General features: G+C 39.3%; 21 protein-coding genes and 1 tRNA gene. 15 read left to right on the top strand and 7 right to left on the bottom strand.

What is annotated here, in order from left to right; translation table 11 throughout:
* Positions 1-154: 154 nt before the first annotated feature.
* Entirely contained in the window at positions 155-391 is a 237-nt protein-coding gene (locus DWW23_RS21620; protein ID WP_183671922.1) for a helix-turn-helix domain-containing protein, read from the bottom strand.
* Positions 392-541: 150 nt separating this feature from the next.
* On the opposite strand from DWW23_RS21620, the gene DWW23_RS21615 reads away from it, so the two are divergent.
* The 12 genes from DWW23_RS21615 to DWW23_RS21560 all read left to right on the top strand — a co-directional run bounded on the left by DWW23_RS21615 (position 542) and on the right by DWW23_RS21560 (position 14829).
* Entirely contained in the window at positions 542-1102 is a 561-nt protein-coding gene (locus DWW23_RS21615) for an RNA polymerase sigma-70 factor (protein WP_122356126.1), read from the top strand.
* Between the two features lie 78 nt (positions 1103-1180).
* Positions 1181-2119 (top strand): FecR family protein, encoded by a 939-nt coding sequence (locus DWW23_RS21610; protein WP_122356124.1) that lies wholly within the window; start codon positions 1181-1183, stop codon positions 2117-2119.
* Between the two features lie 203 nt (positions 2120-2322).
* On the top strand, positions 2323-5784 hold the full coding sequence (locus DWW23_RS21605; RefSeq protein ID WP_158583224.1) for a TonB-dependent receptor: 3462 nt from the start codon (positions 2323-2325) through the stop codon (positions 5782-5784).
* A gap of 26 nt (positions 5785-5810) precedes the next feature.
* Positions 5811-7832: a RagB/SusD family nutrient uptake outer membrane protein gene (locus DWW23_RS21600; protein WP_158583223.1), complete on the top strand. Its 2022-nt coding sequence runs from the start codon at positions 5811-5813 to the stop codon at positions 7830-7832.
* Between the two features lie 445 nt (positions 7833-8277).
* Complete coding sequence (locus tag DWW23_RS21595) at positions 8278-9582, top strand: site-specific integrase (RefSeq protein WP_158583222.1); 1305 nt, start codon at positions 8278-8280, stop codon at positions 9580-9582.
* 13 nt (positions 9583-9595) lie between these two features.
* Positions 9596-10582, top strand: a complete 987-nt coding sequence (locus DWW23_RS21590; RefSeq protein WP_122356069.1) for a hypothetical protein — start codon at positions 9596-9598, stop codon at positions 10580-10582.
* A gap of 144 nt (positions 10583-10726) precedes the next feature.
* Complete coding sequence (locus tag DWW23_RS21585; RefSeq protein ID WP_122356067.1) at positions 10727-11005, top strand: hypothetical protein; 279 nt, start codon at positions 10727-10729, stop codon at positions 11003-11005.
* A complete protein-coding gene (locus DWW23_RS21580) occupies positions 11002-11994 on the top strand; it encodes an AAA family ATPase (protein ID WP_122356065.1) in 993 nt (330 codons plus the stop codon). Before DWW23_RS21585 ends, DWW23_RS21580 begins: the two co-directional genes overlap by 4 nt.
* Complete coding sequence (locus tag DWW23_RS21575; RefSeq protein ID WP_122356063.1) at positions 11963-12667, top strand: hypothetical protein; 705 nt, start codon at positions 11963-11965, stop codon at positions 12665-12667. The genes DWW23_RS21580 and DWW23_RS21575 overlap by 32 nt, the downstream gene beginning before the upstream one ends.
* A 168-nt stretch (positions 12668-12835) precedes the next feature.
* Positions 12836-13093: a hypothetical protein gene (locus DWW23_RS21570; protein WP_122356061.1), complete on the top strand. Its 258-nt coding sequence runs from the start codon at positions 12836-12838 to the stop codon at positions 13091-13093.
* 326 nt (positions 13094-13419) lie between these two features.
* Positions 13420-14229: an Ig-like domain-containing protein gene (locus tag DWW23_RS21565; protein WP_122356059.1), complete on the top strand. Its 810-nt coding sequence runs from the start codon at positions 13420-13422 to the stop codon at positions 14227-14229.
* Between the two features lie 66 nt (positions 14230-14295).
* Positions 14296-14829 (top strand): hypothetical protein, encoded by a 534-nt coding sequence (locus DWW23_RS21560; RefSeq protein WP_122356057.1) that lies wholly within the window; start codon positions 14296-14298, stop codon positions 14827-14829.
* A 316-nt stretch (positions 14830-15145) separates the two neighbouring features.
* Here the strand turns inward: DWW23_RS21560 and DWW23_RS21555 are convergent.
* The 3 genes from DWW23_RS21555 to DWW23_RS21545 all read right to left on the bottom strand — a co-directional run bounded on the left by DWW23_RS21555 (position 15146) and on the right by DWW23_RS21545 (position 18286).
* A tRNA-Ile gene (locus DWW23_RS21555) sits at positions 15146-15219 on the bottom strand.
* Positions 15220-15299: 80 nt separating this feature from the next.
* Positions 15300-16425 (bottom strand): peptide chain release factor 2 gene (gene prfB / locus DWW23_RS21550; protein ID WP_122356055.1). Its coding sequence is split into 2 segments (ribosomal slippage): positions 15300-16361 and positions 16363-16425, totalling 1125 coding nucleotides; the frame shifts between segments, so codons are not numbered across the junction.
* Positions 16426-16477: 52 nt separating this feature from the next.
* On the bottom strand, positions 16478-18286 hold the full coding sequence (locus tag DWW23_RS21545) for a long-chain fatty acid--CoA ligase (RefSeq protein WP_122356053.1): 1809 nt from the start codon (positions 18284-18286) through the stop codon (positions 16478-16480).
* 221 nt (positions 18287-18507) lie between these two features.
* Here DWW23_RS21545 and DWW23_RS21540 point away from each other — a divergent pair, with 221 nt between their 5' ends.
* Together DWW23_RS21540 and DWW23_RS21535 are read left to right on the top strand one after the other, a co-directional pair.
* The gene (locus DWW23_RS21540) at positions 18508-18834 is read left to right on the top strand and encodes a PadR family transcriptional regulator (RefSeq protein ID WP_122356051.1); all 327 of its coding nucleotides are present in this window, start codon (positions 18508-18510) and stop codon (positions 18832-18834) included.
* Between the two features lie 12 nt (positions 18835-18846).
* Positions 18847-19944, top strand: coding sequence for a PspC domain-containing protein (locus DWW23_RS21535; RefSeq protein WP_122356049.1), 1098 nt, complete (start codon positions 18847-18849; stop codon positions 19942-19944).
* A gap of 211 nt (positions 19945-20155) precedes the next feature.
* Here the strand turns inward: DWW23_RS21535 and DWW23_RS21530 are convergent, their stop codons facing one another.
* The 3 genes from DWW23_RS21530 to DWW23_RS21520 form a co-directional block, all read right to left on the bottom strand.
* Complete coding sequence (locus DWW23_RS21530) at positions 20156-20551, bottom strand: HIT family protein (RefSeq protein WP_122356047.1); 396 nt, start codon at positions 20549-20551, stop codon at positions 20156-20158.
* A gap of 11 nt (positions 20552-20562) precedes the next feature.
* Positions 20563-21033, bottom strand: coding sequence for a transcription elongation factor GreA (gene greA / locus DWW23_RS21525; RefSeq protein ID WP_122356045.1), 471 nt, complete (start codon positions 21031-21033; stop codon positions 20563-20565).
* Positions 21034-21227: 194 nt separating this feature from the next.
* The gene (locus DWW23_RS21520; protein WP_122356122.1) at positions 21228-22385 is read right to left on the bottom strand and encodes a TlpA disulfide reductase family protein; all 1158 of its coding nucleotides are present in this window, start codon (positions 22383-22385) and stop codon (positions 21228-21230) included.
* Positions 22386-22589: 204 nt separating this feature from the next.
* On the opposite strand from DWW23_RS21520, the gene pnp reads away from it, so the two are divergent.
* A complete protein-coding gene (gene pnp / locus DWW23_RS21515; RefSeq protein ID WP_122356043.1) occupies positions 22590-24827 on the top strand; it encodes a polyribonucleotide nucleotidyltransferase in 2238 nt (745 codons plus the stop codon).
* Positions 24828-24943 lie beyond the last annotated feature (116 nt).

The following is a 24943-nucleotide window of genomic DNA, read 5'->3' as shown; positions in this document are numbered from 1 at the left end:
ATATCCTGCGCCAGGCATATCGTAATGAGGATATCATATCACAAAAAGAACATCAATATATGAATATGCAAATCAATCATTCATTTAGAATGGCTTCTATGAGAACGTTCTCTATCCCTTCCCATGCCAACGCAGGCAAACCTATGCTAAATTATCATTTTGACAAATGTTTTTCAATTCGATTAAAGAAATCTGATAAAGATATCTGAAAATAATCACATAATACTTTTAAGGTACTGACAGTTATATTATTCTTTCCCTGTTCCAAACGACCACAATGTATATCTGTATCAAGATAAACATCTTCCTGCGACAAATTCCGGGAAAGCCGAAGCTCTTTAATCTGCCGTGCTATTTCTTTTATTAACAAATCATTCTTAATGTTCTGCATGATTCAAATTACAGCAGCTTTTTCCACTTTCTCAATGACATATATGTCATATATCACAAAAAGCATTACCTTTGCCAAGAGATATTGATTATGGGAAGAAATATTGTAATCTTCAATTTTTATATATCTTTACCCTATCAATCATTCGATATGGAGAACATTTCAGAGATAAAGGAATTTAACAAACTGTTTTCAAACTATCAGGGAATTTTCATCCGTTTTGCTAATACTTATATTCAGGATGAAGAAACTGCCGAAGATATAGTAGTCGACAGTCTGGTATATTATTGGGAAAATCGGCATTCTCTCACCTCCAATTCGAATATCCCGGCTTATGTCATGGAAGTCGTCAAACATAAAAGCCTTAACTACCTGCGTAATCAGCGAATCCGGGAAGACATCGAACAGAACCTCTGGGCACACATGGACAGAGTCAGGAGACTAAAAATCACGACATTGGAAGCCTGCGATCCGGAAGAGTTGTTCAGTTCGGAAGCACAACGCCTGATAGACGAGACATTAGAAAGTCTACCCGAAAAGACACGTACCATCTTTATTATGAGCCGGTACGAAAACAAAACCCACAAAGAGATTGCCGAGTACTTTGGCTTATCCACTAAAAGCATTGAATTTCACATCTCTAAAAGCCTAAGTTCATTAAGGGAAAGACTGAAGGATTATCTCCCTTTATTTCTTATCTTCCTGAATTAATTTGCGGCTATCATATCTTTTTCCTAAAAAAGTAAATTTTTCCATTAGGGATACATTTTACTTATGTGCTTATTATATATGGAAAGAAAAATACTATATCGTTTTTTCGAAGGAAAAGCTTCCTATGAAGAAGAGGAAGAGGTTTGCAATTGGGCTGAAGCTTCTGAAAAAAATATGCAGGAATATATAAAGGAACGCAAATATTTCGATCTTCTGCTTATTCAGAACAAGAAAAACAGCACACCGTATTCTTCCTCGGGAAAAATGTTCCAACTGAACAATCTAATCAAATATGCAGCGGCTATCGCCCTGTTTGTCATGTGCGGCTTACAAGTCTACCGGATAACAAAACCGGAAGCGGAGCAGGAAATAAACATGATCACAGTTCCGACGGGACAAAGAGTTAATCTTTTATTATCGGACGGGACAAGTGTATGGCTCAATTCCGGTTCTAAAATGAAATATCCGGCCTCCTTTACAAAAGGGAAAAGCAAACGGAAAGTAACACTAGACGGAGAAGGTTATTTTGAAGTAGCCAAAGACATAAAAAGACCATTCATTGTACAAACCGATAAATATGACATACAAGTTTTAGGTACAAAGTTTAATGTCGAAGCCTACAATGACACTCCGTCATTTTCTGCAGCATTAATGGAAGGTTCCATACAGATTTCGGATAAGAGCGAACCTTCTAATATAATCCTGTTACAGCCTCAACAAAAAGCAAATCGTATAAACGGACAACTAGTTGTCGAAAAGATACAGAATTATGATATTTATCGCTGGAAGGATGGGTTACTCTGTTTTGAACACATCACGTTTAACAACCTGATGAAAGCATTCGAAAAGACATATGATATACAAATCATTAACAAAAACAAGAATCTGGACAACTATATTTGCAGTGGAAAATTCAGAATTTCAGATGGTATAGACTTTATATTACAGGTCTTACAACGAGACGTTAAGTTCCGTTTCTACCGAAATGAAAATAATACGATTATCTATATAAATTAATATGTTAAACCTTTAAATCATATTGCCTATGAAATAGCTCATAAAGAAAAAAAGCGATAAATGCGGGAACATCTATCGCTTTATGACTAAAACAATTATCAACAACTGTATTAATCTTTAATAATTACAAAGTTATGAATAAAGTATCTTTGTCGGGACCCTATTATCTAAAAAAATCACGACATAAACATTTTTTCAGAATCATGAGAATAACCTCATTCTTAGCATTTGTATTGATCTTTTCATTACATGCTGTCAATTCAAACTCGCAAAATACGCGAGTTACTGTCCAGGCCACCAATACTTCCCTAAAAGAAGTGCTGAATACGATAGAAAAACAAACTGATTATTTATTTGTATATAATATAAATGTTAATACAAATCAGAACGTTGGAGTCAATGCAGTAAACCTGCCGGTAAATCAGGTCTTAGATAATTTATTTAAAGGAATAGGATTGAGTTATGTAAAAGAGGGTTCTTATATTGTAGTCTCTACTGTTACCGAAAAAGCTTCTGTGAATCAACAAAAGAAACGGGTAGAAGGAACAGTAACAGATGCGGATGGCGAACCTATTATCGGAGCAAACGTAGTTGAAAAAGGAACAACAAACGGAACTATCACTGACCTGGATGGCAAATTCTCTTTGGAAATAACTCCCGGAGCCTTATTACAAGTATCTTATATCGGATATAATACCAAGGATATCACAGTTAACAGCAATCAGTCCATTCTGGCTATTAACTTATCAGAAGACACCCAGGCAATCGATGAAGTCGTTGTCGTAGCTTTTGGTACACAGAAAAAATCCAACCTTACAGCAGCCGTAGCAACTGTCGATTCAAAAGCATTGGCAAACCGACCGGTAGCTAATGTCTCACAAGCATTACAAGGTATTTCTCCCGGGTTAAATATTATTGCTTCCGATAAAGGGGGAGCACTGAATGAAACTCCTTCTATCAATATCCGTGGAACCGGTAGTATCGGAGAAGGTTCCAAATCGTCTCCCCTTATATTGATCGATGGTATTGAAGGTGATATGAATTTAATCAACACACAGGATATCGAAAGTATCTCCGTATTGAAAGATGCCGGTGCCTCAGCTATCTATGGTTCAAGAGCGGCATTCGGCGTTATCCTGATCACCACAAAGAAAGGGGAAGAAGGAAAGACTACAGTTAATTACAATAATAATCTGCGTTGGTCTACCCCTACCAAACTTCCCTCTTTCTTGAACGGTTATGAATTCAATACTTATTTCAACGAAGCGGCCGCCAACGCTGGCCTCGGAGCACAATACACTTCGGACGTGATGGAAAAAACAAGGCAATTCATTTCCGGAGAAATTGATTATGCGACAGAGTACGACTCCAACGGCATCTGGAAAAAGAATCTGGACTCCTGGGGAAATACAGAATGGTTTGGAGTTTATTATAAAGATTGGAGTTTCTCCCAGGAACATAACATAAGTATCAGCGGGGGTGGTAATAAAGTGAACTATTATATTTCCGGTAATTTTCAGAATCTGGGCAGTGACCAGAATTATGGGAATGAAGACTATAAAAGATATGCATTCAATGCAAAGATAAATGCTAAACCTTTTGAGTGGTTGGATATCAATGCTAATGTTAAATTCTCGCGCAAAGATTATCAGGCTCCTTCTTACCAGATGAACCAGGTATATTATCACAGTATGCCACGGCGGCGCCCCTCCAATCCGGTATATACTCCAGATGGTATCTTCAATAAAGAATCGCAATTAAATGAGATAGATCACGGAGGTATGTATTTCGAAGATCTGGACGTGTTGTATCAACAGCTACAGTTAGTTGTCAAACCGTTAAAGGATTGGCAGATAATAGCAGAAGCCAATTATCGTATTGACAGAACAGAAAAGCATACAGATGTTCAACTCATCATGGAAAAGAAAGAGGACGGTTCCTATTTTGCTATGGCCCGCGACGACGGTTACGGAGGACGGTCTTTTGTGAAAGAAGAAGCATTACGGACAAACTATTTTAATCCGAACATATATACTCAATACAGTAAAGATCTGGAAAGCGGGCATTCTTTTACCGTGATGGCCGGATTCCAGGCAGAATTAAACCAGTACAAACGAATTTATGCCCAAAGAGACGGCATTATTTCTCCTGAAATTCCGTCATTAGGAAACACAACTTCCAGTACTGCATACGAAATGGGAAGCGACCTGAATGAATGGGCTACCGTAGGTTTCTTCGGACGTCTGAACTACAGTTACAAAGGCAGATATTTAGCAGAAGTCAATTACCGATATGATGGAAGTTCACGTTTCAACCGGGAACAACGCTGGAATAGCTTCCCTTCTGTTTCCGTTGCCTGGAATCTGGCACATGAATCATTTATGACAGAAAATCAGGATTTGGTCAATACACTTAAAATAAGAGGTTCGTACGGTAACCTGGGAAACCAAGCTACAGAAGAAATTTATCCATTCTATTCGTCAATGATACTGGGAATGGGAACTGGTGGCTGGTTATTGAATAATCAAAAACCCAATAAAGCAGAACCTGCCAAGCCCATATCACCGTTACTTACGTGGGAAACAGTTACATCTTATGACCTTGGTCTGGATTTAGGAATGCTCAATAACCGATTGACCGGGACATTCGATTATTTCTGGCGAACAACCAATGATATGGTTGCCCCAGGTGAAGAGTTGCCAAACACTGCCGGAGTTACCCCGCCTTATACTAATAATGCTAAAATGAGAACAACAGGTTGGGAACTCAGTTTAAATTGGCGGGATGTTTTGAATTCTGGTTTTAGTTATGGTGCCACATTGGTTCTGTCCGATAATCGCTCAAAGATTCTCAAATATCCCAATACGACTAAAACAATTTTTGACAGCGATAACAAAGTCCGTTACTATGAAGGAGCTATGCTCGGAGATATCTGGGGATACGAAACAATTGATCTGGCACGTACTGAGGAACAAATGAAAAACCATTTAGCCAGTCTACCTAACGGAGGGCAGGATGCACTCGGCTCTAACTGGGCAGCCGGTGATGTTATGTATACCGATCTCAATGGAGATGGAAAAATCGATGGAGGAAAAGGTATCGTAGGCGATTCCGGAGATAAAAAAATTATCGGAAATACTACTCCACGCTACAATTTCGGTCTAACCTTGAATGCCGCCTATAAAGGATTTGACATAAGTTTGTTCTTTCAGGGAACGATGAAAAGAGATGTATGGTTGACCGGACTTTATTTTTGGGGAGCAGACAATGGGTACTGGCAATCAACAGCATTAAAAGAAACGCAAAATTATTTCCGTGCTGCAGATACGGATAGCTATTTTGGTTCCAATGTCAACGGCTATCTTCCACGCCCACTTTTAAGCGGAGATAAAAAAAATAAAGAAATCAGCACCCAGTATTTACAAAACGCAGCCTATATCCGTTTGAAAAATATGCAAATCGGATACACACTTCCACTTCAGGTTATTAATAAAATTAAAGTAAGTAATCTGAGAATTTTCCTATCCGCAGATAATATATTTACAATCAGCGGATTAAAAGCTGACGCCTACGATCCGGAAGTATTGGACGGATATGCTGCCGGTTCGGGAAAAGCATCCCCACTAAAAACTACGATCTCATGTGGATTAAGTGTTACACTATAATTACAGATATAAAAAATAGAATCAATATGAAAAAAGTCTATTATATATTAGCAACGGCTCTTTCTCTCATTTCCTGTAACGATTTTCTCGATCGTGAGCCTCTTGATAAGATCACCCCTGAAGTGTATTTCTCAACTTCAGAACAATTAGGGACTTATGCAATTACCTGTTATGCTTATAAGTTAAATGACAACTATACTTTTAACTCAAATAATAAGGATGGTTATGGACTGGGGGTCTTCAAGTTAGATAACAATACCGATGTGCAAGTTGCCACGGAAGGCGATCAGGATAGATGGGTTCCAGGCATTCTTAAAGTAAGCGATGGTGACGGCGAATGGGAATTCGCAGAAATATATAACATAAACTATTTCTTTGACCATGCAATGCCCAAATACCAGGCAGGTCAAATTTCCGGAAGCAGAACGGATATAGAGCACTATATCGGAGAAATGTATATGTTAAGGGCTAGGGCATATTTTGAAAAACTTAAAAAATTTGGCGATTTTCCTATCATTAAAACCAACATTAACATAGCAGACAAAGAAGCATTGGTGAAAGCTAACGAACGCCGTCCGATGAATGAGGTCGGACGCTTTATCCTGAATGATCTGGATTCCGCTATCATACTAATGTCATCTCCCGCTTCCGACGATATAAAACGTAACCGATTGACCAAAGATGCAGCGTTACTCTTCAAATCGCGTACCGCTTTGTACATAGGGTCATGGCTGAAAAACTTCAAAGGGACAGCTTTTGTTCCAGGAGGAAACGGCTGGCCGGGAGTATCAAAAGACTATAATTCAAATTTTAGTATCGATATAGATAACGAAATTAATTTCTTCCTCACTGAATGTATGGAAGCATCCAAAGAGATAGCCGACCATATTCCATTAACCGAAAATACACAAACAGATTATTCGTTTAGTAATAATCCATATGTACAGATGTACACAGATAAAGATCTATCTGTGTATCCGGAAGTTCTGTTTTGGAGTGAGACTAACTTAATCGGTGGAGGACTGGGATACGGATTCGCTCATAGCAAAGGCGGATCAGGAAGTGGATATACCAAAGGTTATATCAATAGCTTCCTGATGAAGGATGGAATGCCTGCCTATGCTTCTTCGTTATATGCCGGAGATGAAAATCTGAAGAATGTCAAACAAAATAGAGATAACCGGTTAGTTCAATTCCTTAAAATCAAGGATGAAGCACTTTCCATAAAATCAGATGGAAGCAAAGCTTTATTACCAGCTCCAATGATCCTGACAACCGCAGAATATAAATCAGTAACAGGATATGACATAAAGAAAGGTCTGACAATGTCTGTCGACGATAAGACAGGCCCGGTACAGGAGTCTGGCGTTATTGAATACAGGGCTGCAGAAGCATATCTGAATTATATCGAGGCTTCTTACATAAAAAACGGTAACATAGACGGAACAGCAGAGAAATACTGGAAAGCACTCCGGGAACGTGCAGGCATTGATACTGACTTCCGCAAAACAATTCAGGCAACGGATATGGGAAAAGAATCTCATCTGCTCTCTGCATATACAGCCGGTCAGCTAATAGATGCTACCATGTATAATATCCGCAGAGAAAGGGCATGTGAACTGATGTCAGAAGGTTTCAGATGGGATGATCTGAGAAGATGGAGGTCTATGGATCAGCTAATCAACCAGAAATATATTGTCGAAGGATTTAAATTATGGGGAGAAATGCAAAATTGGTATATGGACGAATCCGGACAGTCTCTATTAAAATATACCGGCGGCAACGGTAGTTCAAAAGATGCTAATGTATCGAACCCAGCTAACAGTAATTATTTAAGACCCTATCAGATTGTAAAAGACAATAACAATTTGTATAATGGTTACGGCTGGATGGCTGCCTATTATCTGTCTCCTATCGGAATGAGCCAGTTCAACATAACATCTTCGGGGAATAGTGGAAATATAGATTATACCATCTCACCATTATACCAAAACCCCGGATGGCCGACAGAAGCCGGTGCATCTGCTGAAATGGTAAATGGTTTCTAAAATATTTTTACCAAACGCAGAATTCTAGATTAAATCTTTTTTATGGGAAACAATTTAGAATTCTGCATTTTCAACAAAATTCAAAATATGTAAATTAATCTACGCTAGACCCAAAATCAGGCTTTTCAAAGTATATTATTAAACAATTACTAAGCCACAAATATCACAAGGCATAAAAAAAGCAATTGCAAATTATGCAATTGCTTCATTTTTGTGGTCCCACTTGGGCTTGAACCAAGGACTCCCTGATTATGAGTAACACAAACAGCGTTTCTCCTTGTTTTAATTGGTTTTTGTACGTATCAAAATAATACATATAATATTAATTATCAATCACTTGCTATTTCGAATTGTTTTATGTAGTTTTACTGTGTATTAGAAAAATGTTTTCACAATGTTTACATTTTTGAATACACAAACATCTTAATAATTAAATCTTATGCACATGAGTTCAATAATAGGAAAATACGTAAAAGAAGCATTATTCACCAAGCAAGTTGAAGGAGCAAAAATTGTACTCATACTTGATCCTAGAAGTACGCTTGAACAAACTCATGTTACAGTAAGAGTGACTTATAACAGAAAAAGCTTTTATTACCGTACAGGCTTACAATGCGACCTGGAAATGTGGGATAAACTCCATGTAGCTAAAGGCACTAGCAAAGCCAATATAATCAGAAAAAGCCAAGAAGACATTTTTGATAAAGTAGTGAGCAAGGTCACCGAACTGTTTTCACTTGAACAATTCTCATTTGATCGACTCAAACAAGTGCTGAAAGAGCGTAATCAAGGAACGTTTTCTTCTCTTTGGGAGTCAATTATCGACTCTCTACGCAAGGAGGGAAGAGCTGGAACAGCAGACAGCTATCAGAATGCTTACAATAGTTTTTCTAAAAACATAGGTACCAATATTCCTTATACAAAAATAGGAGTTGAGACGATAGAAAAATGGACTGAAAGAATGATAGACGCTGGACGATCACAAACAACAATCGGAATATACCATCGCGGCATAAGAGTTGCGATCAACAAAGCCATCGCGGAAGGCCACATAAAACCAAGCCAATATCCATTTGGTAAAGCAACGAATAAAATTTCTATTAGAAAAGGCAGAAGTAAAACAGAGGCCTATCTTCCCGTTTCAGATATCCTCAAATTAAAGGGTTACGACACGCCTGAAAAACGAGAGAAATATCAAACAAAATGGATTTGTGAGGCCGTAAACATGTTCCTCTTCTCATATTTAGCCAATGGTATGAATCTAATGGATATTTGTTTGCTCACATATAACGACCACTATTTTAACAGTGAGGGCAAAGAGTTGATGTTTGTTCGTAAAAAGACAGAAGCTACATCTGAATCAGAAATTCAGATTATCATACCTATTATCCCCGAACTGGAAGAAATACTCAATCACTACGCCTCAGCTCCATCAAAAGACAGCTATGTTTTTCCGGATTTACTAAAAGGAGAAACTAATCCGACCAACATAAAAGCAATTGTAAAGGACTTAAATGCGGATTTTGGCTTCCGTCTCAAAAAAGCAGCAAAAGAAGTAGGAATATCAAAACCCATTTCAATGACCTACGCTAGGCATAGCTTTGCCACCAATTTGACACATGCAGGCGTTTCAGAACGGTATATCTCCCAAGCAATGGGGCATAGTAACAAAAATGTAACAGGTGGCTATATAGCTCCTTTTTCGCCTCAAAAAAGAGTTTTGTTTAATTCAATGTTATTAACCGTATAATAAAAGATTATTAATGAAAAGACGATTAAAAAAAAGAACAATCAAAAGGATAATAGACAAGAGGTTCATTACCCGAAAAATAACTCGTTTACTTAGATACGAAAAAACCATTCTATTTAAATATATTGATATTAAAGACACAGCTCTATATAACTCTTTTTGGATAAGTGGATTTATAAGCAGAGAGAAACAACTTCTTTCTAAATTTAATCCTTATGTGTGGGGAGACGCTTACGAAGAAATTAACCGGTTCTATGACTTTTTAGAAAATGTAGGAAGCAGAAGAATTGAGAAATCAGATGATAATAAAGAAATTATAAAAATTAGATTTTATCTATATCTGCTATACGATTTGTACAAAGATGAAGTTTATCTTTATAGATTAATACTAAAAGGAGATGCTAATCCCGGAAAGCTTCAAACTGAGCGAAAAGCGTGCCTTTCAGCAACCCCAAAAGCAGAGAAAATAAAAGTTACAATCCAAAGAGGAGCGATCCAAAAAGTTGAATCATATAAGTCTACTAAATATTTCCCTATGCCTCTAATTATCATGAAAAGAGCTTTCATCCCTGCAATTAAGAAAAGCCTAATTGCAAAAAGATTTGATACGATAGACAACGAAATGTCTGAGCTCATATTCTATAATGGAATAGTCTTCGAGACACTAAAAGAGATTATAATCGAATCTCTTGATAAGTATACGAGATTTGCTGATAAGAAGCAAGGGGGAAGCGATAGAAGTAGTTTCATCAACGACATAATGAAAAGATTTACAGCTCTCCACTATTTTATAAAGGATTGTGATCTATATATCCAAGGAGAGAAATGTCCAACAACAGAAAGAGACTTTATCTGTAAGTTTCTGAACATAGATATCCCTGAAAGCAAATTTCAGAATTTTCGAGGCTGGAATAAAAATCATAAAACGGAATTTCCTAATCCAAAACTACCAAAAGATACAAAATTAGACCCCATTTTTATTTATTATCCAGGTATGTAATTATGCTTACGTAAATCCGCAAGCACAACTACGTATTTTTCAGAAAATCAACACATTACATATCATAACCAATTTATACCTTTGTACCAATCAAACCGATAGCTGATCAGTATCGGGGCGAATCATTTTTTTTAATAATAAGGTATGGATATGAAATTATATCTAGAACAACAGATTGAAAGTGCAGTAAAAAAGGCACTAGAATCGTCCCTAATTTCTCAACCAATTGTTGAGGAGACAAAGGGCAAAATTAAATTGTTTGGAATCCGGAATGGTGCCGCTTATGTTGGATGCGCACCTTCCACTTTCCAAAAGTTAAAAAACTCAGGGAAAGTCCCATTCTATGAAGTAGGTAAACGAGTATTTTTCTTTTCAGATGAAATAGATGAGGCTTTAAAGTGCAAGAAAGGAGGTAAATTATGATTAAGCAGGAATTTGGCGAAGCGTTCAAACAGCCAGTTGAGGCATTAGGCGATAATCTATTGATCAATTATGCAGATAGAATAGAAAATTCTGTTGCCCTACTAGCAGTAAAGGATATTCTTATAGCCTCTGTCGGAAACATCTCTGTTATTGGAGGTAAGCAAAAAAGCCGAAAATCCTTTTTCACAAATATGCTTCTGACAGCATACTTAGAAGGAGAATATGGAGTAATAACGGGGAATAGCAATGAGAAAAGACCCGCTTTACTGTTCGACACCGAGATGGGGAAAAATCATGTTCAAAAATCACTTCGACGCATCTGCCGAATGTGCGGTCTAAATGAACAACATGATCGACTAAAAGTGTTTTTTCTACGTGAATGCAGCATTCAGGAGAGGATTGAAATAGTCAAGACCCAAGTAGAGAAGTATAAACCTGGATTTGTTGTTATAGATGGCGCTGTCGATTTATGTGCCAATTTCAACGACATAGACGCTTCTACTAATGTTGTACAGTGCTTGATGGAATTAAGTAGCAAATACAATTGTCATATCACCACTATCCTACATGAGAACAAAGGATTAGCTGACAGCAATTTAAGAGGTCATTTAGGAACAATATTATCTCAGAAATGTGAATCAGTTATCCAGCTTCAGAAAGACGGAGAGAACACCCGTGCATCGGCTGTTGCCACTCGTAACATACCCTTTGACGATTTCCTATTTAAGATCAACGATGAAGGTCTACCTACCATATTAGAATTGGTTAGCGTACCTCCAAAGCCCACTGCAGAGGATAAGATGATAAAGGTAATGCGCTTAGTATTGGACGAAAAAGCTCTTAATTACGGGATATTACAGAAAGAATATGAAGAAGCGGCAGGGGTGAAAGAAAGAACTGCTCAGAGCCACATCGCAAAATGTCTTCAATTAAAAATTATCTATAAGTCAGATACTGATGATAAGTACCGATGCACAAAATACCGTTAGAAAAAAACTTTTGGTTCCCGTTAACCGCACCCGCATATCTATATATGCGGATGCGGTACGTACGGTACAGCAAAAATTGCGATTAGAATGGTTATACGATGACTACAGAAGAGAATGCCCTAGCAACAACAACAATATGATGTTTTGCAAACTCTACCCCTTTCGCTTAGGAAAAAGCGTTTGTACTACTATGTTTATAAATTTAAAAGCCCGTGTGAAGGAGCACGATACAGAAAAAATGAAAAAGTTTTTGTACACAATTAAGCTTTATATCATTAGCTATAAAGATTATTTACAACGGATTTATCCTGACATCATTGACCGTATATATTTTAGGTTGAGGGATTATGACAATTCAAATTATGATAAGAGAGCTTTATCGTTTCTCATCGACGAAGAAATCGACAGGTATTATCGGCAATACAAAAACCTAATTGGTTTTAATCTAGACTGCCTTTACCGCGATGTCCTAAACCACGTTTGTGGAAAATATGAATATGCAAACTCAGACGAAATTCTAGCAAGGCTTTGTTTCAAAATTTTGAAGAGCAAAAAGGATATCGATCAAAATGGCAAGGAACGCGTTTCCCTATTTTTAAAAGAACTGAATAAACGCCGAGCATTTCTGTTCTCCGACGAGTTTCCCAGTAGTGAGGGGAGAGTTCGACTATGATTAAACAGCGTCCTCAACCTGATCATAAATATAATAGTATCCGGCATTCATGCCGGAACTGTTATAAATGGAAGCATTGTAAATTTGGAGAAAATAGACCGACATCATTAACTGCTGACTATGGCCTTTATGGTTGTATTGAGCACCAATTAAACTCAAGTAAGAAACATGAGAAGAAAAAAATTAAATAAGTATAGCACATGGCGCCATACCCACAGTGGATGGACACTCCTTAAAAATGAACTTGATATCCAAACAAGAACAGCAATGGTTCTTCGGGTATTAGGCGGTTATCCCATGGCAGAAGCATATAGAATGGCGTTCAATTTTAAAGGAAAACCTTCTTCACTTGCACCAATAGCCTCCCGATGGTGGAATGATCCTGAAATAAAAGATTATTTTTTCATCTTTTGTTTCAATTGTTAAGTTTTAAGGTATAAAACAGTCAAAGTTATGAAGGATATAAGTTAAGTCTGTGTAACAGCTTTTACAAACAATTACTAGCTTATCTTTCCAGATGACTAAATAGTAAATATTTACCATTTATCCTTTGCCTTTGTTCATCCCTTTTGTATATTTGCACAATATTCTGATAGAAAACGGAATATTTTTACATAAGAGCCTAATCGTCATCGAACTCCTACATCGACCAACAACAGGCTTTCAGACTTACTCATTGGGTTAGTGTATCTATGCCACAGGCGTAGAGCTGCACCATTGAGTAAGTAGGCTGTAGGAGGCCTAGATGACGTATGGCGGTGGCTCTACGTTTTTTTATGCATGTAAGTAGAGTAGTAGCTAGCTTGGTAGAAACCACTTTTGATTTTATTAATAATAAATTACATGTCATGAAAAAAAACTTATCACAATGTATGATGCTAATCACAGCATTTGTTTTCATGTTGCCATCTTGCTCAGAAGATGAAAAAGAGAGTATCGGACTAACTCCTAAAAATGTAGTTCTAAAAGCTGGAGACACCATAAAATTAGAGTATGGTGCAACATGTACTTGGACATCTGATAATGATTTTATAGCCAGCGTATCCAACAACGGAATGGTTACCGCAAACCATGTAGGTAATACCTTTATTAAAGCGAATGATGATCTTTGCGAAGTAAAGGTTTCTCCGGTCTACGACTTATATAAGGAACCTTGTATTGATTGGAATAAGACAAAGAGTGAAATAATAAATATGTATGGCACTCCAGATCTTGAAGATTATAATTCTATAAGCTATAATACTACTAACACCAAAGCCCCAGCAGTAGTATATTTCTTCAATAATAATAAACTATCTTCTTCCACTGTAATGGTAGACAGTTCATATTTAAGTGATCTAACTGCTTTTTTAAGCGAAAGATACGAATATGCAGGATATTCAGGAGGGACTTATACTTTTTATAGAAATAACAACAACGGCATTTTAGATATGGGGATTGGCTTTAAAAAGCTATCCGGATATAGACTGTATACTGTCATGTATATACCTTCAACCGATGTTAAAAGCATTAGTACTACAGATTATACAGAAATCGTTAAAATGATAGTAACAGGTAGATAAGACAAGGACTACACTCTAATCTATAGATTGTTTTTGATTTAGTATTAACTAATTAATTTACACATCATGAAAAAGAACTTTATTTTATTATTTATCTGCAGTTTCTTGTCCCTTGGAGCACAAGGGCAAAGCTACAAATATCAGGGAGAAGTCTTAGGCGGATACTCTGCCGGTATTGGGACATTTTCTTTGGACAGAGTCAATCTCCACACAGTTCACGGCGTTAGATTTAACCAATATCTATTTGCCGGTGTAGGTTTGGGCGTCGACTATTTTTACAATTTCGATGCATACCTCAGCGACATAGACACTAAAGGTGAGCTAACAATGCCTATATTCTTTGATATAAAAGGATATCTACCAGTCTCTCCCAAAGTGAGTATTTTTGCATCATTTGATATAGGCGCGGGCATTGGATTAACTGAGGGCGTATCAGGTTCAAAAGGCCTAATGTTCACACCTGCTATCGGAACAAGTCTGAAAGTATCTTCTAAAAACGCAGTGACGCTCAGTGCCGGATATAACTATCAGGCTTGGTCTGAGAGTGGACTCAAAGTTAATACAGACGCTATATCTCTAAAACTCGGATTTCAGTTTTAAACAATAGCATAGTCTAAATAGAAAGGAATGGTTTACAGCCATTCCTTTTTTATCTCATTCAATCTATTCTCCTCTTCGCATGAGCGAGCTTGTACGATGTAAAATAAAAAAATCTCAGGATCAGAAGCGCGTATATTATCAGCAGGCCAGGTACCCCTCCCACCCTTCACTGAAAAGTTCCTTAATCAAACAGCCATTGTAAAATCCCGACATATTCGCTCTTGGAAACGGAGCTAAAAACAATTTGTTTTCACAATGTTTACATATAGAAACAAAAAAAGCAGTCACTTATTTAGCAACTGCTTGATTTTCAACGTGGTCCCACTTGGGCTTGAACCAAGGACTCCCTGATTATGAGTCAGGTGCTCTAACCAACTGAGCTATAGGACCGGTATTTCAGAGGGTTACTCTGAAATCGGGTGCAATATTACGACTTTTAATCGGATTTTGCAAGTATTCTATTAAAAACTTTACTTTTCAGAAGTTTCCTCACCACCAAACTCCATCAGATAAGCTTTAATGAACTCATCGATCTTACCATCCATGACGCCATTCACATCGGATGTCTGGTAATTTGTACGATGGTCTTTTACGCGGCGGTCATCGAAAACATAACTACGGATCTGTGATCCCCATTCGATCTTCTTCTTACCGGCCTCGATCTTTGCCTGCTCTGCTAAACGATGCTTCAATTCCTTATCGTACAAGATTGAACGCAACTGGCGCATCGCATTTTCACGGTTCTTCGGCTGGTCACGCGTTTCGGTATTTTCAATCAGAATCTCTTCCTCCTCACCTGTATAAGGATCTTTAAACTGATAGCGTAAGCGTACCCCTGATTCTACCTTATTTACGTTCTGTCCACCTGCACCGCCTGACCGGAAAGTATCCCATGAAATAGCAGCCGTTTCAACCTTTACTTCGATCGTATCATCCACTAGTGGAGTAACGAACACAGAAGCAAAAGAAGTCATTCGTTTACCCTGTGCATTATACGGAGAAACACGGACCAAACGATGTACACCATTCTCACTTTTCAGATAACCGAAAGCATAGTCGCCTTCAATATTAATAGTGACAGTCTTGATACCTGCTTCATCACCTTCCTGCAGGTTGGCAATAGATACTTTATAATTATGTGATTCTGCATAACGCAGATACATACGCATCAGCATAGAAGCCCAATCCTGACTTTCAGTTCCTCCTGCTCCGGAATTTATCTTGAGCACGCAACTCATCTGGTCGGCCTCATCACGAAGCATATTCCGGAATTCCAGGTTCTCTACCAACTCCAAAGCCTTGGCATAAGCAGAATCGACTTCTTCTTCAGTAATAACTTCTTCCTTTACATATTCATAAGACAACTGCAATTCCTCTGCTGCTGCATTCACCTCATTATAAAGTTCAATCCACTTTTTCAGCTCTCTTACTTTTTTCATCTGAGTTTCCGCCCGTTTGGCATCTTCCCAGAAACCGGGATCCTGCGTACGCAATTCTTCTTCTTCTAACTGGATGGTCTTACCATCTATGTCAAAGATACCCCCTCAGCGCTTGCTCGCGCTCCAACACGTTCTGTAGTTGGTCTGATGTTATCATACTCTTGTTCTTGTTTTAAATTTTGTGCAAAGATAAGAAATTAATCGCCAGTTCACTCAGCATACATCGCTTCAATCTCATCTGCATATTTTTGCAGAACGACCGGACGACGTAATTTCAATGTATCTGTTAGTTCACGTCCCTCCATCGTAAACGGCTGGGGCAATAAAGTGAACCGCTTGATCTTTTCATACGAAGCCAGATTTTTTTGATGTTCTTCGATATGCGACTCTATGAGGCGAATTATTTCATGATTGGTCATAAGCTCCTCACGACTATTATAAGCAATCCCTTTTTTCGCAGCATACTCTTCCAGAAGAGGATAAGACGGCACGATCAGAGCACTGACAAACTTACGCTGGTCACCGATAACGGCGATCTGCTCGATATATTTATCGCTACTCATTTCCATCTCGATAGCCTGCGGAGCTATATATTTCCCATTTGAAGTCTTATAAAGATCTTTAATACGTTCTGTAAAAAATAATACATTTCCTTCCAGGCGTCCGGCATCTCCCGTACGGAAAAAACCGTCTTCGGTAAAGGAACGGGCATTTTCTTCCGGTTTGTTGTAGTAACCGGTAGTAACAGTCTTCCCTTTTACAAGGATTTCTCCGTTACTTTCATCGATCTTCACTTCCACCCCAGGCATTGTTTCGCCGATAGAACCGAACTGGAAACCTATTTCCGGATAGAAACAAACAGTAGCCGTCGTTTCACTCAAACCATAACCATATACTATCGGAATATTGACAGACTGCAAAAATTCATTGACAGTATCAGACAATGGCGCACCTGCAACCGGGAATAAACGACCTCTCTCGATACCCAGAACCTTTTTCAGGAGTGTAAATACCGTTTTATCATAAAACTCAAATTTAGCTTTCAGACATAATGGCGCCTTGATACCTTTATTCTTGTATTCCAGATTATATAAACGTCCGGTTTCGATTGCGTTCAGGAATATTTTCTTCAGGAAAGGTGACGAAGAGTTTATTTTCTCATGAACGCCGACATATACTTTTTCCCAGAAACGCGGCACATTACACATTAAAGTAGGATGAACCTCCGGTAATGTCTTTTGTATCATCTTCGGATCCTGGTTGATAGCGATCTTCACCCCTTTATGAAGGCAATAGTAAGTCCATGCCTTCTCAAAAATATGAGTCAACGGAAGAAAACACATCGATAAATCTTTATCGTTTACCATCGGCAGACGAATATCATGGATACGCATCGCCTCCAGGTAATTAAAGTGGTGAAGAACCACTCCTTTCGATTCACCGGTCGTGCCTGACGTATACATTATAGTAGCAACATCATCAGGATTTGCTTCGTTGGTACGGATCTTTACCGTCGTTTCTGCATGCGCATTATCACCCAAACGCAGGAAATCATCAAAATAAATGGAAGTCTTATCGTCTGGGTTCAGTTTAACGGCCGGATCAAAAACAATCAGACGCTTTAGCACAGTCGATTCTTTCTGTACTTTAAAAGCATTGTTATACTGAAGTTGTTCGCCGACAAACAAAGTATGTATCTCCGCATCATTAATGATATACTCAATCTGCGCCGGAGAATTTGTAGCATACATCGGAATCGAGATCACCCGGTTTCCATAAGCCCCAAAATCAGTAAACAAACACTGAGGCATGTTCTGGGAATAGATACCGATCTTCTCCTGCACCTCTATTCCAAACTCAGCCATTGCTTTGGCCGTAAGCATTACTTTCTCAGAAAACTCTCTCCACGAGATCTTCAACCATTTTCCGCTCGCATTATCGCGGTATTTTAAAGCTGAACGCGAACCATATTTTTCAGCCTGTCGGTGAATTAGCTCTGCATAGTGGTAATATACCATAATTCTTCGTTTTGAATTGATACAACAAAAGTACGGCTTTCCTACTGAATAGCAACACATTCCTTTCTTTTTTTACACACTATTGCACTTTTTGTGCAAAAAGCGGATTCGGAAGTGTAATCCTACCTCCACTTGACAGATGTTAAAATAGAATAAATATAGTAGTATGTATTGCATGGTACATAGGCAATACATATATTTGCAACATAAAATAATAAAAGATGAATGCAGAGAACGTAAAATCACAGATGAGGAAAGGGACACTGGAATATTGTATCCTCTTACTTCTCAAAAAAGAACCGGCTTACACCTCTGACATTATTCAGAAGTTACAGGAAGCAAAACTGATTGTAGTAGAAGGTACACTATATCCTCTCTTAACCCGGTTAAAGAACAGTGAGTTGTTAAGTTATCAGTGGATAGAATCGACTCAGGGGCCGCCCCGCAAGTATTATCAACTCACTCCAAAGGGAGAAGAATTTCTTGGAGAACTGGAAAACTCGTGGCAGGAACTAAATGATACAATAAACCACATTAGGAACAATTAAAATTTGAAGACAATGAAGAAGACGCTTACAGTTAATTTGGGAGGAACAGTTTTCCACATTGACGAAGATGCATACCAGCTGTTGGATAAATATCTTTCTAATTTACGTATACATTTCCGTAAAGAGGAAGGATCCGAAGAGATCATGAATGATTTCGAAATGCGCATTTCCGAATTGTTCGGCGAACGTGTACGTTTAGGACATGAAGTGATCACGATCGAACATGTGGAAGAAGTGATCAATCGTATGGGGAAACCGGAAGAGATTTTTGAAGAGGAAGAAACTGAAGAAGAAAAAGAGAACGCTAAAAAACGCGTTTTTCAGGAACAGGTTATCACCGGCAAGAAGAAACTGATGCGTGATCCGGACAACCGTGTAATCGGTGGTGTTGCCGCAGGTATCGCCGCCTATATGGGCTGGGACACTACTGCTGTCAGATTAGCCATGATCTTGCTGTTGTTCATCCCGTTCGTGCACTGGATGGCTCTGCTGTACATTATACTCTGGATGGTTATGCCAGTAGCAAGAACAGCAGCCGACCGTCTGATCATGCGAGGAAAGAGTGTCACACTCGAAACGATTGGACAAACAGTCACAGATGGTTTCGAAAAGGTATCCAGTAATGTAAACGATTATATCAGTTCTGACAAACCTCGAAATTTTTTTCAGAAACTAGCTGATCTGTTTGTTACAGTATTCGGCTTCCTACTAAAATTCGGAGCTGTCTTAGCCGGAATTATCCTGCTACCTCCTCTTTTGCTCATCGTTTTTATATTGTTCATTGTGACTGTAGCCTTAGTCGGAGGCGGAGCAAGCGTTTTATATCAGCTTTCACCTTTCGGATGGGATCTGTATAGCGGAGTACCTGTTTACATGGCTGTAATCGGCTGTATCGGCGTAATTTTATTAATAGGTATTCCTGCAATCGCATTACTTTATGCAGTATGTGGACAACTATTCAATTTAAAACCATTACCCACCTCAGCCAAATGGACATTGTTAGTTTTATGGTTGATCGCAGTTGCAGGATGTATCATTTATTTTGTAAACGTAGGATTACCTGCACTCAGCCCATACCTCTGGCATAACACCTACTCAATACATATATAAAAGATTAGATAAAAAACTTGTTTATAATTTGTGTGTTTAAAAAAAGAAGGCCGCTCTGTCTCAGAGGGGCCTTTCTTCTAAGGTTAACAAATTTATGAGTAAAAACCACTAATGAATCATTTAAAAAACCACTATCACTGCCGTTTTGAGACTTGCAGTAATAGTGGTTACAAATATAGGTATAATTTTCAATAAAAAAAACTTTATCGAATTATTTGTAAGCTTTTCTTATCAAGGCAGCAACCTCTGCCAACTCATCCTGAGTTATTGTCTTTTTTTCTCCTCCAAAATACATATCCGATTCCTTGGTTATAGGGATTAGATGAATATGTGCATGAGGCACTTCCAACCCCATCACAGCTACCCCTACACGCTTACAGGGGATAACTGCTTCCTGAGCACGCGCCACACGTTTGGCAAAGGCCATCATTCGCCCTAGCAATGGGTCTTCCAAGTCAAAAATATAGTCTGTTTCCTGCTTCGGAATAACCAATGTATGACCTTTTGCGACTGGATTTATATCCAGGAAGGCAAAGAATTCTTCGTCTTCCGCAACCTTATGGCAAGGTATTTCACCTGCCACTATTCTACTGAATATTGTTGCCATATCTTATTGTATTAAATTGAAATTTCCATAACTTCAAAGGTCATCAATCCGGATGGGACTTTGATTTCCACCACGTCACCGACCTTCTTACCCATCAGCCCTTTGGCGATCGGAGTACTGACAGCGATCTTACCTTCTTTCAGGTTCGCTTCAGAGTCAGAAACCAATGTATATGTCATTACAGCATTATTTTTCGTATTCTTGATCTTTACCTTGTTCAGAATCTGAATTTCATTTGTCTGAACACGTGATTCATCAATCAGACGTGCATTAGAAATCAGACCTTTCAACTGGGCCAGCTTCGCTTCCATGATACCCTGAGCCTCCTTTGCTGCATCATATTCTGCATTTTCAGACAAGTCACCCTTATCTCTGGCTTCAGCAATCTGGGCAGAAATTTCGGGACGCTTCACGGTTTCCAAATAGTTGATTTCAGCTAAAATCTTGTTGTAGCCGTCTTCTGTCATATAACTAACAGCCATATTAATTCCTCCTAATTATTGATTTTTAAATTAATGTTTATTACTACATAATAAAAAAAGAATCCCGACCAGAACATGGCCGGAACTCCTCTTTCTCTTTATTTAAGACAATGCAAAGATAAGACATCTTTTCAAGATGCACAAACCAGCGCAAGTGCTTTACAACATATAAATCTGATTGTTAGCGTACTACATTAAAGTACTGCTTTTACATCCGCTTCCAGGTTTTTCACATCATCCACCCGTTTCACCAGGTTACCTTTACGGTCAAGGATAAAGATAGCAGGCAATTGCTTTACATTATACAGTCCTGCGATCTGGGAATAAACCGACTGCGGATCCCGCACGGCCACCCAGGGAAGATTGGATGCGGCATTCTTCCAGAAATGGACATCAGAGTCAAGCGATACCTGATAGACATCCAATCCCTGACCATGATATTTCGTATATAATTCACCTAAGGCCATATTCAGTGCCGGAGACCACTCAGCCTGGTAAGCCGTAAAATTAATGATCACAGGTTTCCCTTCCGCTACAGAAGATAGTTTTACTACTTCCCCTTTCAGATTCGGCAATTCGATATCCAAGAAACTCACCTCGGTCGTTTTCACGTCATCCAGGTTCACCGGACGTTGTGCACGAAGAACCTTCATAGACTGTAATGTCAGGTTATAAAGATGTTTCGAACGCGGACTTCCGGGATAAAAATGATCGTAGCTGGTAGCTACCGCTCCATAAGCCTTCACATCGTCTCTGTCGTACAGATCAAAGAACAGCAATCCGTCAATCTGCTGGAACAACGCATAATAAGCTGCTGTCGACATCGGAGCCGAATAGATGTACTTACGGGCCACATCCTTGTAAGCTTCAGCCGTTTCTATTAATCTTGCACGGTAAGTCGTATCTGCGATATGTTTATCTTCATATTCTTTGCGCAAACGTCCGATCGCCTGGTTAGCATCGAGCTGAGCCAGTGTAATCGCTTTGATCGCCTTGCAGTTCTCCGATCCTTCCACCGAATAAGAAGTGGCGAATGTTCCCGCATCGGCAGCAAAAGTGATCGTCTCGACCGAATCGATCGCAAAATTGATCTTCTGATTATTCAGTCGCAAACGATAGAAATCCGGAAAGTCCGGACGTTTATGAGTGAATTTGAACTTACCTGCAGCTGTGAGCTTGACAGAATCCAACAATTCAACATTTGATATACCGACATTTTCCAAATACATGGTCTGGCCGTCAGCGCCGGATACAACCCCTTTCACAGTAAAATCAGAAGTGTTGTTGCATGCCGTAAACAACAGCATACTTATTCCGAAAAGAACCAGTAGTCGTGCAGATATTTGTTTCATCCTAATTTCCTTTACAATGTTCGTAATTCCGATGCAAATATACATTATTTTACAATTGTGGCACTATTATTCGTAAAATCTTCCCTTTATTTTTATAAAAAAGGGCTTTTCTGATGTTTTTTATTTTCATTTTCATGTGTTTACAGGTAAACTTTCATTACATTTGCACCAATTTTTACAGATAGAAAAATAAGAAAGAAGATTATGCTTAATCCAATTAACAAGACGATCGAGTTGGCTGATGGAAGAACCATCACCATCGAGACCGGGAAATTGGCTAAACAGGCGGACGGTGCGGTTACCGTTCGTATGGGCAACACAGTGTTGCTGGCTACTGTTTGTGCCGCTAAAGATGCAAATCCCGGTGTTGACTTCATGCCGCTGCAAGTTGAATACAAAGAAAAGTACTCCGCATTTGGCCGTTTTCCCGGAGGTTTTACAAAAAGAGAAGGAAAGGCTTCAGATTATGAAATCCTGACATCGCGCCTCGTTGACCGCGCGTTGCGTCCGTTATTTCCGGACAATTACCACGCAGAAGTATATGTAAACGTTATATTATTCTCTGCTGACGGCGAAGATATGCCGGATGCTTTGGCTGGTTTAGCAGCATCAGCTGCTTTAGCTGTTTCCGATATACCTTTCAACGGACCGATCTCTGAAGTTCGCGTAGCACGTGTCGACGGTAAATTTATTATCAACCCGACATTCTCTGAATTGGAAAAAGCAGATATCGACATGATGGTTGCTGCGACGATCGACAATATCATGATGGTTGAAGGCGAAATGTCTGAAGTACAGGAAGCAGACATGCTGGAAGCAATCAAAGTCGCTCACGAAGCAATTAAAGCACAGTGCCAGGCTCAGCTCGAGCTGTCGGAAGCTTGCGGCAAACTCGTTAAACGTGAATATTGCCACGAAGAAAACGACGAAGAACTGCGCAAAGACGTACACGATAAATGTTTCGCAAAAGCATACGCTGTTGCCACATCAGGCACAGACAAACACCAGCGCTTCGATGCTTTCCAGGCAATCGTAGACGAATATAAAGCTAACTTCTCTGAAGAAGAGTTGGAAGCCAAGGCTGAAATGATCGGCCGTTACTACCACGATGTAGAAAAAGAAGCCATGCGCCGTGCTATCCTTGACGAAGGAAAGCGTCTGGACGGTCGTAAGACTACTGAAATCCGTCCGATCTGGATCGAAACGGATTATCTTCCGGGACCTCACGGATCTGCAGTCTTCACACGCGGTGAAACTCAGTCACTGACAACTGTTACACTCGGAACCAAAGCCGATGAAAAGATGGTTGACGACGTACTGAACCACAGCAAAGAACGTTTCTTATTACATTATAATTTTCCTCCGTTCTCTACAGGTGAAGCTAAAGCATCACGTGGCGTAGGACGTCGCGAAGTAGGTCATGGCAACCTGGCTCACCGCGCTTTGAAGCGCATGATCCCTGATAATTATCCTTATGTTATACGCGTGATCTCTGATATTCTGGAATCAAACGGTTCTTCTTCTATGGCAACTGTTTGTGCCGGTACACTGGCATTGAGAGATGCCGGCGTTCCGATGAAAAAACCGGTATCAGGTATCGCAATGGGTCTTATCTCTGAGAACAAAGGTCAGAACTATGCTATCCTGTCGGATATCTTAGGAGACGAAGACCACCTGGGAGATATGGACTTTAAGGTAACAGGTACAGCAGACGGCATCACTGCCACTCAGATGGATATCAAGGTAGACGGTTTATCATACGAAATCCTTGAAAACGCACTGGCTCAGGCAAGAGAAGGCCGTATGCATATCTTAGGAAAGATCATGGAAGCTCAGCCGGAAACACGTGCTGAACTGAAACCGCATGCTCCGCGTATCGAATCTATGACGATCGGTAAAGAGTTCATCGGTGCAGTGATCGGCCCGGGTGGAAAGATCATCCAGGGTATTCAGGAAAAGACAGGTGCTGTTATCACGATCGAAGAAGTTGACGGTGTAGGTAAGATCGAAATCTCCGGAACAAACAAAGATACGATCGATGCTGCTATCAGAGCGATCAAGGGTATCGTTGCCGTTCCTGAAATCGGTGAAGTATACGAAGGAAAGATATCTTCTATCATGCCTTACGGTGCATTCGTTGAATTTATGCCGGGCAAAGACGGTCTGTTGCACATCTCTGAAATCGACTGGGCTCGTCTGGAAACAGTAGAACAGGCAGGTTTGAAAGAAGGCGACACTATTCAGGTGAAACTGGTAGACATCGATGCAAAGACCGGTAAGTTCAAACTTTCTCGCAAAGTGTTACTACCGAAGCCGGAAGGTTACGAAGAACGTCCGCCGAGACCCGAAAGAGGTCCGAGACCGGAACGTGGTGATCGCGGAGACCGTGGTCCTCGTCAGGATCGTGGAGATCGTGGAGACCGACGTAACGATCGTTATTAATAAACGACTTTCTTATACATTATATATAAAGAGCTATCCTGTAACAGGATAGCTCTTTTTTGTCTTCTTACCCTTGGGTGAAGGCGTTTCGTATAAGTCATATTGTACGCTTATCA

The sequence above is a fragment of the Parabacteroides sp. AF14-59 genome, assembly GCF_003479515.1.
Lineage (GTDB): Bacteria > Bacteroidota > Bacteroidia > Bacteroidales > Tannerellaceae > Parabacteroides > Parabacteroides faecis.
Note: the sequence above shows the minus strand (reverse complement) of the source record. Positions and strands in the feature narration are given on the sequence as shown.

Excerpts from the sequence above, each read along its gene's own strand:
- DWW23_RS21590 (WP_122356069.1), top strand. The coding sequence starts at position 9,596 with ATGAAAAGACGATTAAAAAAAAGAACAATCAAAAGGATAATAGACAAG.
- DWW23_RS21530 (WP_122356047.1), bottom strand. The coding sequence starts at position 20,551 with ATGGCAACAATATTCAGTAGAATAGTGGCAGGTGAAATACCTTGCCAT.
- pnp (WP_122356043.1), top strand. The coding sequence starts at position 22,590 with ATGCTTAATCCAATTAACAAGACGATCGAGTTGGCTGATGGAAGAACC.
- greA (WP_122356045.1), bottom strand. The coding sequence starts at position 21,033 with ATGGCTGTTAGTTATATGACAGAAGACGGCTACAACAAGATTTTAGCT.
- DWW23_RS21520 (WP_122356122.1), bottom strand. The coding sequence starts at position 22,385 with ATGAAACAAATATCTGCACGACTACTGGTTCTTTTCGGAATAAGTATG.
- DWW23_RS21615 (WP_122356126.1), top strand. The coding sequence starts at position 542 with ATGGAGAACATTTCAGAGATAAAGGAATTTAACAAACTGTTTTCAAAC.
- DWW23_RS21565 (WP_122356059.1), top strand. The coding sequence starts at position 13,420 with ATGGCGGTGGCTCTACGTTTTTTTATGCATGTAAGTAGAGTAGTAGCT.
- DWW23_RS21600 (WP_158583223.1), top strand. The coding sequence starts at position 5,811 with ATGAAAAAAGTCTATTATATATTAGCAACGGCTCTTTCTCTCATTTCC.
- DWW23_RS21605 (WP_158583224.1), top strand. The coding sequence starts at position 2,323 with ATGAGAATAACCTCATTCTTAGCATTTGTATTGATCTTTTCATTACAT.
- DWW23_RS21535 (WP_122356049.1), top strand. The coding sequence starts at position 18,847 with ATGAAGAAGACGCTTACAGTTAATTTGGGAGGAACAGTTTTCCACATT.
- DWW23_RS21540 (WP_122356051.1), top strand. The coding sequence starts at position 18,508 with ATGAATGCAGAGAACGTAAAATCACAGATGAGGAAAGGGACACTGGAA.
- DWW23_RS21560 (WP_122356057.1), top strand. The coding sequence starts at position 14,296 with ATGAAAAAGAACTTTATTTTATTATTTATCTGCAGTTTCTTGTCCCTT.
- DWW23_RS21610 (WP_122356124.1), top strand. The coding sequence starts at position 1,181 with ATGGAAAGAAAAATACTATATCGTTTTTTCGAAGGAAAAGCTTCCTAT.
- DWW23_RS21585 (WP_122356067.1), top strand. The coding sequence starts at position 10,727 with ATGGATATGAAATTATATCTAGAACAACAGATTGAAAGTGCAGTAAAA.
- DWW23_RS21620 (WP_183671922.1), bottom strand. The coding sequence starts at position 391 with ATGCAGAACATTAAGAATGATTTGTTAATAAAAGAAATAGCACGGCAG.
- DWW23_RS21580 (WP_122356065.1), top strand. The coding sequence starts at position 11,002 with ATGATTAAGCAGGAATTTGGCGAAGCGTTCAAACAGCCAGTTGAGGCA.
- DWW23_RS21545 (WP_122356053.1), bottom strand. The coding sequence starts at position 18,286 with ATGGTATATTACCACTATGCAGAGCTAATTCACCGACAGGCTGAAAAA.
- DWW23_RS21570 (WP_122356061.1), top strand. The coding sequence starts at position 12,836 with ATGAGAAGAAAAAAATTAAATAAGTATAGCACATGGCGCCATACCCAC.
- DWW23_RS21595 (WP_158583222.1), top strand. The coding sequence starts at position 8,278 with ATGAGTTCAATAATAGGAAAATACGTAAAAGAAGCATTATTCACCAAG.
- DWW23_RS21575 (WP_122356063.1), top strand. The coding sequence starts at position 11,963 with ATGATAAGTACCGATGCACAAAATACCGTTAGAAAAAAACTTTTGGTT.